A 14,383-nucleotide genomic window follows, 5' to 3' on the forward strand; every position below is an offset into this window, starting at 1 on the left:
GGGTGCGTAAGTCAATCCAATTATGCTCGGTGGGGCCAAATGCGAATGTTAAAATCAGTCTTCTCATTTTTGGTTCACTAGCGGCGATCGCCGTCTGGTTCGCCTTCGCCCTCTTCGTCGGGTTTCACGGCTTGTGGATGAAACCGATCGCGCCGCAGGGAGACCACAGCGCCTTTTACGCGGAAGCCGCGCGCATGATTGACGAGACCAATACCGGCAATACCGCGTTCATGCTCTTGGATGACGGCGAAGTTGTCGGAGAACACTATGCGAAGTCCGAACATTACGTGGACGAGAATACGGTTTTTCCAACGGCCTCGTTCAGCAAGTGGATTACCGCGCTCGGGGTCATGACGCTGGTAGAGGACGGGAGGGTCGGACTTGACGATCCTGTCTCTATGCATTTGACGCGGTGGCGTCTCGCGGACGGCCCCAGTGATGAGGAGGGTGTTACTGTCCGACGTCTCCTCTCTCACACCGCTGGCCTGACTGACGGCCTGGGGTTTGGCGATTATGAAGCCGACGAAGTCCTGCCGACGCTTGAGCAAACATTGGCCAACCCTCGCGCATCATCCGGCCGCGACGTCGACATCGTGGTCGGCGCGGCGCCCGGAAAGGAGTTTGCATACTCCGGGGGCGGTTTTCTCATTCTGCAACTCCTGATTGAAGAGGCGTCGGGCCAAGACTACCAGAGCTATATTCAAGAGAAGGTTTTGGATCCGCTTGAGATGTGGAATTCGTCATTCGACTTTATTGGTGATATCGACGGCGCGACTCAATCATTTGATGTGACCGGCAAACCGGCGCCGCAATATAAATACGCCGCCCCCAGCGCGACGGGGTTTGCAAGTTCCGTCGCCGATTTGAGCCGCCTCGTGAAGGCGATTGCGAACGCTGAACCAGTGCTTGGTCTAAGCGCGCAGACTCTGCAATCCATGCGTGAGCCGGAAGCCTTCGTCTATGGCGCCGGTATATGGGGGCTTGGGACAATGCTCTATGCGCCGACACGATCTGGCGACTCGGTGTTCGGCCATGACGGCGCTAATGAACCGGCGATCAATGTGTCGGTGCGCATCAATCCGGAAACAAATGATGCGTATATAATGCTCGTAAACGGACACCCATCGCTGGCATCCGATATCGGTGCTGAGTGGGTGCTTTGGCAGACGGGTAAGCCTGACTTATTATCGACGGATCGAGTTCTGAAAAGCGCCGTTTTGCCTGCAATCCTGGGAAGCGCTTTCATTCTGTTACTGACGCTTCTTTTGTCGAGGCGACGAAACTGATACGTGGCGCCGAAAAACTGAATCACGTTCTGGCGCGCAGACCTCATTTTGTGTGTTTTTCTATAGAGGCATGAGGCCCGCTTGGCCTTTTCCGCTTTGCGCTGCGGCGGCGCTGCGCCCTTCTTCAACGGCTCCATCCTTTGCAGGCGGACAGGGACGCGGAAACTTCGCGATGAGGTTCAATTCGCCGCCCCAGGCCTCTACGTAACGTCGGCGCGAATGTTCTGTTGACCCACTCACTCGGATAGTTCGAAACAAAATATGGGGTCGCGATTCTTGCGCGATAATCCATTGAATATATTGAAAGAAATTAATGGCTCCCCTTCGTGAACGCATATCGAACTTTGTGTCAGGCGCCCAAGGCGGAATTTCTCGCACTTTTACAGGAGGTTAGTTACCGAAGTGATGATTTCGTAATAGCTCATCAGTCCTAGAAATATTGGTGATTTTCGCAGTTTTAATGCTTAGGATCCTGCGCCCGCCCTGGCGCGATAGAACCCCCTTCGAACGCAAAGGGTGACCTTGAGCGTTGAACATTTGCTCGGTTATTTGGATATTTCTAGGACGGCATGCGCTACAGAACTTTGCGGCCGCAGGCACTCTATTCACAGCGGACGATATTTTTACGGAAACTACTCACAAAAAGCTTTTGCTTGGTTATGTGAGCCCATCGAAAGTCTGATGTTTGCGCGCGACCTAAAACGACCGCAATTACCGCGCGCAGGCGAGGTTTACGTCGAATTTTGCGGAGACCACAGCGCGCTGGCCGGATTTTTCGTTCTCAACTGCGCCTTCCACAGACCCTTTCATCCGCCCGCCCATGCCGCGGCCGGTATGTTCGTCGATTGTCAGCGTGCCGTCGCCAATAAACATGTTGGCGACATGGGCGTTGATCGCCGGATCGAAATTCTGCCCGTTCATCCATTCGACCTTGCCAATGGCGAAGGTTCCCGTATCGCCAGGCGCGGGGCTTGAGCGGTCCCCGAAGGAAAAATGAAAATATTCCGGCTGGGTCGCCTTTGATGTGTCGGAAAAGCCAATACCCATTCCTTCGCCCTTTATGCATCCGCCCGTCAGGATCAGATTGGCGCCATCATAGTCATATTGCTTAACGGGATCGCCGGTGAACGAAAACTCAAAGTTGTTGATGTTGTAACCAAGCTTCCGCGAAGAGGATTCGTCCCGGGACGGCTCGGCGGTCTTGTCGCTCGCGTCAGATCCATTTCCGCATGCAGCCATGAAGAGCGCGCTGCAAATCGCGAGGCCGAGGCGGCGGCCCATATTGACCGTTTTGGTATGGCTTTCCATAAGAAATCTCCCTTCTAATGTCTTCACGCATTCGCAACAGCTGCGATCAGATAATCGCGCAGCCACGCCAGCCCCTCTTCGGGCGCGCCGCCGGCGATCGGTTTTTCGATTTTGTCTGTCGAGATCAGCAGTTTCTTACCCGACAATTTCATCGTGCCCGTGGCGCGCAGAATTTCTGTGTCGCGATCTCTGATGGAAATTGTTTCGATGTCGCCCAACGGCGCGACGAAGCTTCGCGAGTTCACCAGAGGATCTTCGTAGCGCAACTCCTGGCGCGTGACGGTAAGCTGACGTGGTTTCGTGCGCTCAAGATACCGAATGCCGTAAACAGCGCCGCCGAACAGGAGAGCGCCAACAAGGGCGCCGAAATGTAGATTGAAGATGCCCAGAAGTAACCAGGCGACCGAGACGGCCCCGAATATCCACAACAGTGCCCTCGGCGTGTGGCCGGCGCGGATTAGCACGCGTAATTCCTGGGACGCCGGATCAGCCGGATCACCGAGCGTCTGCGCATCAAGGGACGCCGGCGGCGGCGTAAACTGCCAGCCGGCGTTAATCTTGCCCTCTTCGGCGAGCTGCTTGACGGATTTGTCCACATCTTCCGCCGCCCGAACGGTTTCCGCGCCGTCGCGCGCATCAATGGCGGGCAAGCCCAATAACGAAGCGAAGCCTTCCCAATGCGCGCGTGGATCGTCCGCACCCGCCTGTTTGCCAAGGCGTGCGGCTTCCGTCTCGATCTTGGCGCGGTCTTCGGGCGTAGCGTCTTTTGCGCTGAAGGCCTTGCGCGCCAGCGCGAAAGTCGCGCCCAAGTCGGCCTTGCCGGTTTCCTGTGCAAAAAGCGGAATTGATTTTTTTGCGCCGCCGGAATGGACGAGTTCGATCACATGCCGGTAACGCGTTCTGACGCGGTCTGACGCTCTGTCTTCATGTATCGCAAAGCGTTTCCAGCGCACGCCTTCATAGGCGTTCAAGGGTTCCACCCATTCCTTTTCGCCGATCGGTGATTTAGAGCGGAACGAAACGCGGTCGCGATCGATACTGATTTTTGCGCCGCTGCTGAACCATCGAAGAAACGCACGTCCGCCATGGAGAAGCGCGAAGGCGCCAATCCCCAATGGCAGCCATTTTCGCAACGGCGCATCGGCGTCACCGAGCATATAATCCGGAAGCATCGCAGTGACGTTTAACGCGAATATCAAGAGCGCGATGGAAAGGCCGAGATTGATGAAGACAGACTTTTTAGAAGATCGCATTTCAAGCGTGATCGGTAATTTTCCCGCATCGCTGGTCTGCGTTATTTTCAACCCGTCATAATGGCCTTTTGCCACGTTTCGCATCCGCTTTCTTCATAAAACTATCGATCGAGGAAATGCCGGCAACCGGTGTTCCGCCGCACGCCTACTTGCCGGCGATTTCCCAGAGTTTCACGGTTAAGCGTTTCTCGCCTTCGCTGGAATTCGTCGACGCCGTAGCAGCGAGGTAACGCCCATTGGGACTGACGCTTACCGCTCGAATTTGTGACGGATACTTACCGTCGCCCTGGGGAAAGGCGGTCATGGACGAAACGGGCTCGTCTCCGCCGGGCATCAAGACATGGATGACATCGTCGAGTCCGGCCTCCACCGACATGCCGCCGCTTTTGACAGCGAATAAGTGCTCATTATCCGGCGCCCAGGCGCCGAAACGAACGCCGGCGAAATCTCCGGCAATATTTTCCGAACCGATGTCCCAGACCTGGCTGCGCAAACCTTCATTATCGCCGCCGGTAACGAACAGATGTTCTCCGTCAGGACTGAAGTGAAGCGCACCCGGTCCAAACGCCTCGCTTGAAAGAGTCGTGAGCTTTTCATTATCCGGATACGTTCTGATTTCGATTTCCGATCCCAACTGGGTATATCCACGGACAAAGGCGATCTGATCGCCGGCTGGGGACCAAGCGAAGCGCGTCGGCTCCACGTCAATAGGCCATTGCTCAAGCGCCTCCGTATTCGCATCGTCTTTGACGACCCGCTGCACGGGCTGAAAGATGATGGCGTGACCTTCGCTTCCCTGATTTACGACAGCAATCACCGGCTCTGAAGGATGGAATTGAACGCTGCGTACATTCACCCGGCCGGCCGCTTCAGCCACCGCCGCATAGGCCGGCTCAAAAAAGAAATAGTCGTCCGAAGGCGGTGTGTTTTCGAGGCTATACGACAACGGCGTGAAGGCTGGGCTGTTGTTCGGGGTTACCGCCTGCCATTGACTGTCGGCGCTGATTGTCACGGCCGCCCCGCCGCCATTGCGCGCCTTCGAGACCCAAAGCGCTTTCAAATCAGGGATTGACAGATAGGTCGTTCCGTCGCCGTCGCCAACAGCGATGAAGTTTCCTTGTGGGTCCCAGCGTATAAAGTCATCGACGGCGCTATTGTGTTCGGTGATCACCGCCTCGGCCACGAGTTCGAGACCGCCAGCATCGCCGCTAAATTTGGTCTTCCATTTTTTGGCCGCCGGACCAGGCTTTTTGGGCGCATCGGCGTCGCCCATATCGGTCGGCATGCGCCCGGTCACGCGCCAGGACGCCGGGTTCGGGTTTCTAACTTTCCAGCCGTCTTCTTCTTTGATGAGGCGAACGCGCCGCCGCAGGCTTTCGCGAATTCCGTCTTCCTCCGATTTGGCCTTAAGAATGAGCGTTATCTGGTCGCCATCCCGTGTTGAGGAAACGAGTTCAAAGTCGCCTTTCGGCATTCTCAGCTGTTCTGCGTTCGGCGGATTGAGAACGCTTTCGCCCATTGTTTCGAGAGTCTCTTCCGGCAATCCTTGGAGCTGTTCTACCTGACGCGACAGCATATAGGGATAGAGGTCCTGAATGCTCTCGGCATTTTCTCGCGCCTCCAGAAACTCACGATAGGTTTGCACCGCTTCATCCGGATTCGCCGCTGCGATAGACGGCCCAAAGGCGATAGACGAGGCTATCATTGCGATGGCGATGCGCGACGTAAGATTCGTCATGGTGTCCCCTTACTGCAAAACAGATAGTTCAGTGTTGACGCTATTGGCGCTGCGTAGAGACCGCAACCGAACGCCATACTCAATTTTCGTCAGAAAATATTTCATTGAAAATTAGGGGCGCGCATTGCTTGAGCGCATCTGCAAGCGATGGCACCGTTGGTGAAAATAAATGGGTACGCTTATGTTTTTTCGAAGGGCTCTGTTTGCGTTTGGCGTATTTTTCGCGTTCGCATTAGCTGTCGATCGATCGTATGCGGAAGACAATTCTTCTGAGTCAGTTTCATTGCCTGCGCCGCGGGTTCATCTGAAATTTGAAGGCGATCTGACAAATTCCGGTACGCAGCCGAGGCTTGCGCCGCGGATGTTCACGAGCGACGGCCGCATTTCGCGGGAAGCGCCGAACTTTGTCGGCGGCCGCGACGGACAGGCGCTGCGTTTCGCTGGCGGTCGGAGCGTCGATATTCCCCTGGACGTATTTCTTGCCGCGTTTCCTAAAACGACCTTCACGGCGTGGGTCTATGTCGAAGAAGAATTTTCGAACGGCGCCGCGCATTTCGCGTCGAATAATTCGTTCCTCAGACTGTATTATTACGCCGGCCAGTTCTGGATGGAGACGCACCGTTCAAACGGCATTCAATTCACGTCGTCAGACGCCGTCCCGCGGGAAGAGTGGGTTTTCGTCGCCGGCGTCTGGGATGCGACCAACGCCACAGCCACGCTCTATCTGAATGGGGAATCCAAGAGCGCCGACTTCAATCCCGTCAATGATTTATCGCCTGACCGCAGTGTCTGGCTCGGCGCCCAGTATGCGAACAAGTCCAGCATTCGAAACGTGCGCATGGATGACGTGCGCCTCTACGACAAAGCGCTGAGCCTTGATCAGCTCGACGCGCTTTACGTTAGTGCTGACCAGCAAGCGCAAAATATCGAGATAGCTGAACGCGATGCGAATGCAAATGAGCGCGAAACCGAAGACGGCCTTGAAGGGCCGCTGAAAAGAACGGAACCGGATGACGAGGCTGTCCTCGGCGACAATCCGCTCTCAGGCGCGGATCCGGCGACGCGCGACCTCGAGGCGCTGGACGGCCTTCTGCAAGAAGAGCTTGAGGAAGCGGTTGAAGAGGCGCGCAATGCGCGTCCGAATTATGACGACGTAGACAAAATCGAATGCGAACCGGCTTCGAGCGCGAGCAACAGATCAAACGCCGTCATTCGAGGACGGTTTCCAAATGAATTTTCAGCTGCAATCCGCAAGATCGGACAATGCGGTCGCGGCCTCGCGGTCGCTACGATCAATGAAAACAAACAGTGGATCGTTGCGATGAGGCCGTCTGCGGGCGGGCGCAACAAGGGGCAGATCGCCCATAGCAAGAATATTCCAGCCGCACTCGCAAAACGGCTTCGTGCAATAGAGGTCCGGGAGGGCGAACTGACGGCCGCCGACATTGCCGAGAACGGGAACTGGCTTATCGCCTCCGATAAAGGTCTTGAGCACGACGGCGTTGCAACAACGACAATCGCCCGGCTGAACGCCGTTGTTCAAAGTGGAAAAACGATAACCGGCTTCGATTTTGCCCCCGGCGAAGCCGATCGCTGGGTGGCGGTCGATTCATCTGGCGGCGTAGACGGTGCCAGACTGCCTGATTCAATGACTGCGGAGATCGAATTTTTTCCCTTGACCCAACGCCGGTTATTCGACGCACGGTTCGGGACCGGCGATCGCTGGATACTGGCGGGATCGGATTTGTGGTTTGCTAGCGGCGGCATGGATCAGGCGGCCCTGCGCCGATTGCGGGAGATACAGACCGCAGGCCGAACGCCGTGGCGGTTCGTTTTTGGTTCGAATTCCGGCGATCATATATTCAAGCCCGTTGGCGCCGGTCGGCGACCTAACGATCCAATCTGGCGATTTGAAACCGCAGTTTCAACGACCGGCATTCGCAGTCGCATGGCGGCAAACAACATAGCCGCCCTGTCCGTTGCGATGATCCGCGATAACAAGGTCGCCTGGGCGCGCGGCTACGGCCTGAAAAATCCGGACGAACCTGAAAGCTACGTTCGTCCGGACACCACTTTTGAAGCGGCGTCATTATCTAAACCCCTGGCGGCGTTTGGGCTCATGCAAATTGCTGATCGCGACTCGATTGATCTCGACGAGGAGGGCGGTCTGGAGGCGCTGGACGCACTGTTCCCGCCGTTGCGCCGGGTAATTTTCCGCGACGCCATACTGCCTCACGGCGGCACCATTGCGCAGGTCATGCAACACTGCGCATCGATCTGTTACGAATATGCGAGCGATTGCGCCAATGACGGCGGCGGCGGCGGGGCGGCGCGCTACGCCGTCGACGCGCCGATGCCAAGCGTGGACGAAATGATCCTCGGACTTGGAGACGCCAAGGCTTCCCACAAGCTCACGCGCACCGGCAATCCGAACGTGGAATCTGAATACTCGAGCGCCAACTACATGCTGGTTCAGGCGCTGTTTGATGTCTATGGCGAAGGCTTTTTACCGCACATGGATCGATTGATGTCCGACCTCGGCATGACGGACAGCACGTTTGCGACGCCTTATCCGGAGCGAAACGACGGCAACTTTGCGCGCGGATGGGACGGCGCCGCTGTGACGCCGATTTACGCGCGTCCTGAAATGGCGGCGGCCAGCCTGATGTCGACGCCAAAAGATTACGCGCAATTTGTAATTGCGCTCAACAAAAACGGCGATGGCCATGTGCCTGCGCCACGCGCCGACCAACTCCTTGGCAAGTCACCGCCGGCAACCAATTCATGCACAAAGCCGGGCGTGATGGGACTTGGCGTCAATTGGGACGCGTCCACTGATTTTTGGGGAACGGAAGCCTTTTTCCATGGCGGCCTCAATGTTGGGTACCGCGCCCGCATGTTCGGCCTACCGCAAAAACAAAGCGGCCTCGTCGTGTTCATGACAGGTACGCTGAACGACGCCAATGCGCTTTATCAAGAAATAAGGCGCTCCATTCGCAGCGCTTATGACGACCTCTAGTTGAGAGAAAAATCTTGGTTCTTATGCTTAGACAACCAAACGCCTTCCAATGTGTATTCGCCGCCTGTTCAGCCATGCTCGCCGGGCTTTGCGCCCCGGCCATGGCGCTGCTGGGCTTCGCGGCGCCGGCTCTCGCCCAGCAGCCCATCGTCCACCTCAAATTCGACGGCTCGCTCGCCAATAGCGGGTCTAACGGCGTTCAGGCCGAAGCGGTTTCGCCGGGCTCGCGCGGGGAAACACCGGCGGCCATCGATTATTCGGAAGGCTGGTTTGGTGAGGCGGCGGCGTTTGACGGCGACGTTGTGCTTCGTATGCCGATACAATTGAACAAGGAGCAGTACGGACAATTCACCTTCACCGGATGGATTTACACCGACGAAGACTGGAACGCCGAAGCGCCAATGATTTCCAACGGGTCACATCTCTGGGTGAACATCTGGGGCCGCCACGTCCAAATGAAATGTTACCGATGCATCATCACCCATACCGGCAAGGCGGTTCCGCCGGAGCGCTGGGTTTTTGTCGCCGCCGTGTGGAATGCTGCCGAGAACGAGGCGGCGCTTTATCTCGATCAGCGCGTCGTTCGCTATGATGAATTGGACTTAAGCGAAGAGCCGGAAGCGAGCGAATATCTTTGGATCGGCGTGCGCGATGGCGCAACCGGATCTCCCAAGGCGAATATGCGGATTGACGATCTGCGTCTTTATGACCAGGCCCTTTCCGCCTCGCAGATCGCTGCGATTCGGCGCGGCGCCGCGCCGGACAGTCCGCTGACGGGACAGCCGCGCAGCGACGGGCCGGTTGTCGCTGATGGTGGTGAAATTACACCTGACATTGGCGGCGCCAGCGATATTGAAAAGGCCAAGCAGGACGGCGCAGCCAGCGCTAAATCTTCGACGCCGCCCGTGGTCGAAACGACCGAACAGCCAGCCGGCGACGGGCAAAGGCGCGTCATCGGATGGCGGATCAACCATGATAATTCTTACACATCCAAATTGGCGGGCCGGTCAGGCGATTTGTCGCGAATCCTTCAAGTATCGACGCCTGGGGCCGGTATACAGCGTCTGGGCTGGCAAACGGATAAGGGAATGGCATGTCGAATGCTGATCGATGACGACAGCAACAGTACGGATTGGGAAAAAGAAGCAGGCACCTGCAAATATGTCATGGGAAGCCGCGTCGCCAATCTCGATGGCGGGTACATGACGGACCTGTACTTTTCTCCTAAAGCAACCCCTACTGACGGTCTGGATAAGCTGATCCTCACCGCGTACCGCATCAATGAGCAGGGACAGCTTGTCGATGAAATCAAGGAGACGACGAAGGACATAGATACGATTGACCTTCCGCTACCGATTCTGCCACCTCTTATCGACCCGGATTACCAGTTCGAGACGTCGTGCATTCGCGACCACGTAGCGACAGGGCTGGTTGCGCATTACAAGCGGCGCGCGACAAATGCAACGACAATAGTCGGGCTGCAACTTATCTGCTCGGCGGTCGTCAAGCTGTATGGAGAGTGATTATGTTTGATCAACGCACAATCGTGTCCACGTCACTTTTATGCACCTGCCTTCTTTTAGTTGGAGCCTGCGGCGGAGAAAACGCTTCTGCTCCAACCGACACAAAAACGGCGGAGAAGTCTGAAACGTCTTCTGCCGCGACGAATATTGATTTCGATAGAGCGACCTTCGCTTTCTTCGAGGACTTGCCCGATGCGAATGATGTATCCGAGGCTGAAATGGGGGATCTCTACTTCAAGCTCCTGACGCGGATCACAACAAAGGTTCGCGCCGTCAACAATGAAAAGGCGGCTGCCGCGACCCGCGAGCTGATCGACTACGCCCATGCGCAAGCGATGCTTCTTGAGGAACGCTCCGAGGCGCTGCCGGAAGGAGACAAGAGCAAGCTGTTTCAGGACAGCTTGTCTCAAATCATGTGGGCGGAACGGCAATACGGTATAGCGTTGCGCCGAATTAGCGACGACGATCCGAAATATATGCGCGACTTCGCCGCCTATGCTGACAAGGACTGGCCGCGATTGCGTTAGCGAAAATGAAATGGCCCCGATTATGAGAAAACTGAACATATATGTCATTGCTGGATTGTTGACGCTCACCGGGTGCGGCGGCGAGCCGGCGCAAGCCGACGTCGACGCCGCAGAAACAAACGAAGAAGAAACAAGAGACGCAGCGACATCTGCCGAGGGCGGTATGAAACTGTGCACGCACCGTTTGATGGAACTCGACAAGCAACTGGCGGAGTCCAATCTCACGGAAGAACAAAAAGCCGCCTTCGATTTGACGCGAGAGTCCGCGTCGGCGATGTGCGCCAGCGGCCAGGAAAACCTGGCTGTCCAGATGATCGATTCCATGTCCGCATCCGTTGCGAAGGCATCCGGGATCGCAGGCGCTGCTAATGAGGACAGAGCCGAAGAAGCCGAGGCGCTGCCGGCGGAGGAAGACTACGCTCTGGGCGAACCTCGCACCGACCTCGAACGGTTCTATGGTCTTTACGCTTTGCCGGATAATCCTGACCGTCAGTTATTCGTCGCGCCGGCCACGAGCCCTAACCCGGACCGTCCTATCCCGAACGGATATCTGATGGTCGGCGCCATGTGGGGCGATGCTGCGAACTGGTATATGAAGTCAGAAGCCGACACACGCTTTGTTCAGCAATGGGTCAGTCCGGGCGGGTCGCCGATAAAAGTCGAGTTTAAAACCGGCGCCAACGGCGCCGCGGAGTTCATGACCTTCACTTCAGATTATATGAATTATCAAGACATGCCTCGGGTAAGCGATTTGCCCGACGACTGGCAGTGATACCTGATCGTTATTTATTATTGTTATTGTCAGGAAGAAGCCACGGCTCGCTTTGTACCAAAACTATTGCGTCCATCCGGTTATCAACATTCAGCTTCTTTAAAATGGACGACATATGATTTTCGACGGTGCGCTTCGATCGAGACATGATTTCCGCGATTTCAGGATTGGAATTTCCGTCCACCAATAGCGACAGAACGATTTGTTCTTTCTGTGTCAGTCCCAGCGGATGATTGCGTGACGCCTGATAGGGGCCGCGGCGCTTCCTCGGCAGTTCATCAGCGAGGCCGTGCTCGCCGGCTTGCGCAAGTATCTTTTCTTCAAGGCTGCGCGCGTCTATCTTGCGGGCAATTTTCAGCGCAGTCGCAAGCAATTCGGGTTTCTTTGCTCGGATGAGTGCAATAGCCTCATCGACCGGCGCGCCAATTTTACGCCAGAGCGCTGCAGACTTTTTAACCTTGCCCGTAAGCTCCAATTGGTATGGCTCTGCGATGTTTTCACAAAAAGCGCTGGGGGTCTCATAGCCGAAACGGTTCGCCCATGCAGCGATTTCGCCGCGATGCCACATATGCATGGCGTCGGCGCCAATGTCGAAAAGCGCATAAAGACTTTCCTCGGCGATCCTTGGAGCATTGTTGAGCCAGGCGAATAGCAGCCGATTGAGTTGAGCTGGAACGATGTGCTGTGGTTCTTCTGTAGCGCTTGCATGATCAAGAACATCCGCCAGATTGGATGCCGCATCTTTGTCGCCCATCAATGTTTTCACCCGGGACAGCACAAGCCGCGCCGGCAACTTCATGAGCAATGTCAGCCGATCAAGCTCAAGAACGCCTTCGCAGATTGTTTTGGCGTCGTGCAATCTTCCTTGCGCACAGCGCAGTTGCGCCTGACGCCCCACGAGATAGTGTGTCCATGAATCGAGATCGTTCTTTGTGTCGAACGCCACGCCTTGCGAAACAATGCGTTCGGCAAGGTCAAATTCTTTGAATTCCACGGCGTATTCGGAAAAGTTGGTGTAGACGCGCGCTGCGTGTTCGTGAAAGCCATGTTCCAGCGCAAGGGAAAGGCTTTCTTCGAGCATAGCGACGCCAGCTGCGTAGCCGCGAAAACAGCGCGCGACCCCGACATTATTGAGCGCATGAATACGAATTTCAGTATCATCAAATTTACTGGCAAGTTTCAGCGCCTTTTCGCCCCATTCAATGGCCTCGGCCATTTCATCATTGAGCATGTAAAGTTGCGATTTCAGGCTGTAGGCCTTCGCCCGCTCAGCGCTGGGCGGTGTGTCTTCAAGAATGCGCACCGCCTCATCGGCGTATCGCGTCGCCTCTGCCGATTCTGCGCGGTACCAATGCAGGCGCGAAAGCCAACGCAGGTTTTCTGCAACGCGAGCGTCTTCGCCAAGCGCGCGCCAGAGGGTTACGGCATGCCTGCGGGCCTCGATGACGTCATCGTCTATACGTAGAGAAAGGCCCGCTTCATAAGCCCATTTCTCATATATCTCCGCTGCCTGTTCAGAGCTTGCCTCGTCAACAAACTGCATTGCTGTGTGCAAATGCGCCGCGGCTTCCTGATGGGCGCCGACGGCGGCGGTTGTTTCCGCCGCCAGGGGCGCATATTTCAGAACCATTTCAGCATTGAGGGCGCCGGCAGCGTGATGCACAAACTGGTCATGGGCGGATGAATACTCGTCGATGCTGACAAGCGCATTCAATACGGTTTCGTGGATTTTACGCTGGCGGGTCGCCGGAACGCGGGCGAGCGTTGCGAGACGCGCAAGCTCATGTCTGAACCGGAGCGATCCTGAGTCGGCTTCGGTTAAAAGTTTTCGCCCCAAAGCGGCCATTGCAAAAAGGTCGCCTTGATCTCCGAAAATTGGTTCCAGTATTGGCTTCGGAATTGCGCCCGGTAAGACGCTTAATACTTCCAAAAACTCTCTTTCCTGCGGCGAAAGCCTCAGCAACCTTGTGTTTACCGCTTCTTTTATTGAAGCAGGGATTGCGCCGCCAGGACTTTCTTCACTGGCGATCAGTTCATTCACGAAAAAGGGATTGCCGCCGGAAATTTCGTGGTACTGCGCACTGTGCTCTTTTATGCCCGCAGCAAGGCACAATTTTCTCACACCTGATTTTGACAGTGGCTTCAAGTCGATTCTAAAGGTAAAGGAAGCCGGAAAACGATCAACGATTTTTCTGACCTTGCCATCATCCTCAAGCTCATCGGGGCGGAAACTCACAATAACCAAAATTGGTATTTCGGAGACTCGCCGGCCAATGAATCGCAAAAAGTCAAGCGTTGCAAAATCCGCCCAGTGGATATCTTCGACGATCAGCACAGCGCCTTTCTCGAAACTGTCGCTTATTTCGGAAAAAAGTTTCGTAGACCGGCCGCCGTTTTGCATCATCGCGCGGATGTCCTCAGTAAAGCGTCCTTCCATATCGCGAAGGGGGCCTAGAGGCCGGGGCGTAAACAGCGCCTCGCATCCGCCCCAGTACACTGCGTGATCGCCGTCAATCCGTTCGCGCATGGCCAGGAGCAGCGACGTTTTCCCGATTCCGGCTTCGCCGCAAATAAGCGCAATCCCGCCACGTCCAGCCACAGCGCGCTCATGAAGCGATAAAATCTTGTGCAAATCTTTTTTGCGCTCGATAAACATATGAAGACGCGGCCCTCTTCAGTCTTTGTTGCAGACTGATTTGCCGATCTCAAGCAACGTGGGCGGCTTTCAATTGAGCAATCGCAAAATTTGAGGGTGATCCGGCGAAATTTGAGTAATCGCATTCTGTCACGACCCGTTTAATATTCACACAGCTTAAAAGCAGCTTCGCGACTGCACCGCCGGGGAGAGGTGCGTCGGGGGAGGTCATGGCATCAGCATTTCGGGCGGGGAAATTTTTTGTCCTCTCCTGAATGCTGATCCGGCCCCGCTTTTTGCTCCCTATGAGCTGCGCAAAGGC

General features: G+C 55.9%; 9 protein-coding genes. 5 read left to right on the top strand and 4 right to left on the bottom strand.

Annotated features, from left to right (window positions below; all coding sequences use genetic code 11):
• Positions 1 to 2: 2 nt before the first annotated feature.
• The gene (locus ACQK2Q_RS02230; RefSeq protein ID WP_425408130.1) at positions 3 to 1,286 is read left to right on the top strand and encodes a serine hydrolase domain-containing protein; all 1,284 of its coding nucleotides are present in this window, start codon (positions 3 to 5) and stop codon (positions 1,284 to 1,286) included.
• A 711-nt stretch (positions 1,287 to 1,997) separates the two neighbouring features.
• Here ACQK2Q_RS02230 and ACQK2Q_RS02235 read toward each other — a convergent pair.
• From ACQK2Q_RS02235 to ACQK2Q_RS02245, 3 genes are all read right to left on the bottom strand, one after another.
• Complete coding sequence (locus tag ACQK2Q_RS02235) at positions 1,998 to 2,594, bottom strand: hypothetical protein (RefSeq protein ID WP_425408131.1); 597 nt, start codon at positions 2,592 to 2,594, stop codon at positions 1,998 to 2,000.
• 23 nt (positions 2,595 to 2,617) lie between these two features.
• A complete protein-coding gene (locus ACQK2Q_RS02240; RefSeq protein ID WP_425408132.1) occupies positions 2,618 to 3,931 on the bottom strand; it encodes a hypothetical protein in 1,314 nt (437 codons plus the stop codon).
• Between the two features lie 61 nt (positions 3,932 to 3,992).
• The gene (locus ACQK2Q_RS02245) at positions 3,993 to 5,585 is read right to left on the bottom strand and encodes a WD40 repeat domain-containing protein (RefSeq protein WP_425408133.1); all 1,593 of its coding nucleotides are present in this window, start codon (positions 5,583 to 5,585) and stop codon (positions 3,993 to 3,995) included.
• A gap of 181 nt (positions 5,586 to 5,766) precedes the next feature.
• On the opposite strand from ACQK2Q_RS02245, the gene ACQK2Q_RS02250 reads away from it, so the two are divergent.
• Genes ACQK2Q_RS02250 through ACQK2Q_RS02265 form a run of 4 tightly spaced genes read left to right on the top strand, consistent with a single transcriptional unit; the run spans position 5,767 to position 11,426 of the window.
• Positions 5,767 to 8,604, top strand: a complete 2,838-nt coding sequence (locus tag ACQK2Q_RS02250) for a serine hydrolase (RefSeq protein WP_425408134.1) — start codon at positions 5,767 to 5,769, stop codon at positions 8,602 to 8,604.
• A 23-nt stretch (positions 8,605 to 8,627) separates the two neighbouring features.
• A complete protein-coding gene (locus tag ACQK2Q_RS02255) occupies positions 8,628 to 10,127 on the top strand; it encodes a LamG-like jellyroll fold domain-containing protein (protein WP_425408135.1) in 1,500 nt (499 codons plus the stop codon).
• A gap of 2 nt (positions 10,128 to 10,129) precedes the next feature.
• Entirely contained in the window at positions 10,130 to 10,654 is a 525-nt protein-coding gene (locus tag ACQK2Q_RS02260; RefSeq protein WP_425408136.1) for a hypothetical protein, read from the top strand.
• Between the two features lie 22 nt (positions 10,655 to 10,676).
• Complete coding sequence (locus tag ACQK2Q_RS02265; protein WP_425408137.1) at positions 10,677 to 11,426, top strand: hypothetical protein; 750 nt, start codon at positions 10,677 to 10,679, stop codon at positions 11,424 to 11,426.
• Between the two features lie 10 nt (positions 11,427 to 11,436).
• On the opposite strand, the gene ACQK2Q_RS02270 is transcribed toward ACQK2Q_RS02265, so the two are convergent.
• Positions 11,437 to 14,082 (bottom strand): helix-turn-helix transcriptional regulator, encoded by a 2,646-nt coding sequence (locus ACQK2Q_RS02270; RefSeq protein ID WP_425408138.1) that lies wholly within the window; start codon positions 14,080 to 14,082, stop codon positions 11,437 to 11,439.
• Positions 14,083 to 14,383 lie beyond the last annotated feature (301 nt).

This window comes from Hyphococcus sp., from assembly GCF_965228385.1.
Lineage (GTDB): Bacteria > Pseudomonadota > Alphaproteobacteria > Caulobacterales > Parvularculaceae > Hyphococcus.

Coding starts and splice junctions, on each gene's coding strand:
- ACQK2Q_RS02260 (WP_425408136.1), top strand. CDS start 10,130: ATGTTTGATCAACGCACAATCGTGTCCACGTCACTTTTATGCACCTGC.
- ACQK2Q_RS02255 (WP_425408135.1), top strand. CDS start 8,628: ATGCTTAGACAACCAAACGCCTTCCAATGTGTATTCGCCGCCTGTTCA.
- ACQK2Q_RS02270 (WP_425408138.1), bottom strand. CDS start 14,082: ATGTTTATCGAGCGCAAAAAAGATTTGCACAAGATTTTATCGCTTCAT.
- ACQK2Q_RS02250 (WP_425408134.1), top strand. CDS start 5,767: ATGTTTTTTCGAAGGGCTCTGTTTGCGTTTGGCGTATTTTTCGCGTTC.
- ACQK2Q_RS02265 (WP_425408137.1), top strand. CDS start 10,677: ATGAGAAAACTGAACATATATGTCATTGCTGGATTGTTGACGCTCACC.
- ACQK2Q_RS02245 (WP_425408133.1), bottom strand. CDS start 5,585: ATGACGAATCTTACGTCGCGCATCGCCATCGCAATGATAGCCTCGTCT.
- ACQK2Q_RS02235 (WP_425408131.1), bottom strand. CDS start 2,594: ATGGAAAGCCATACCAAAACGGTCAATATGGGCCGCCGCCTCGGCCTC.
- ACQK2Q_RS02240 (WP_425408132.1), bottom strand. CDS start 3,931: ATGCGAAACGTGGCAAAAGGCCATTATGACGGGTTGAAAATAACGCAG.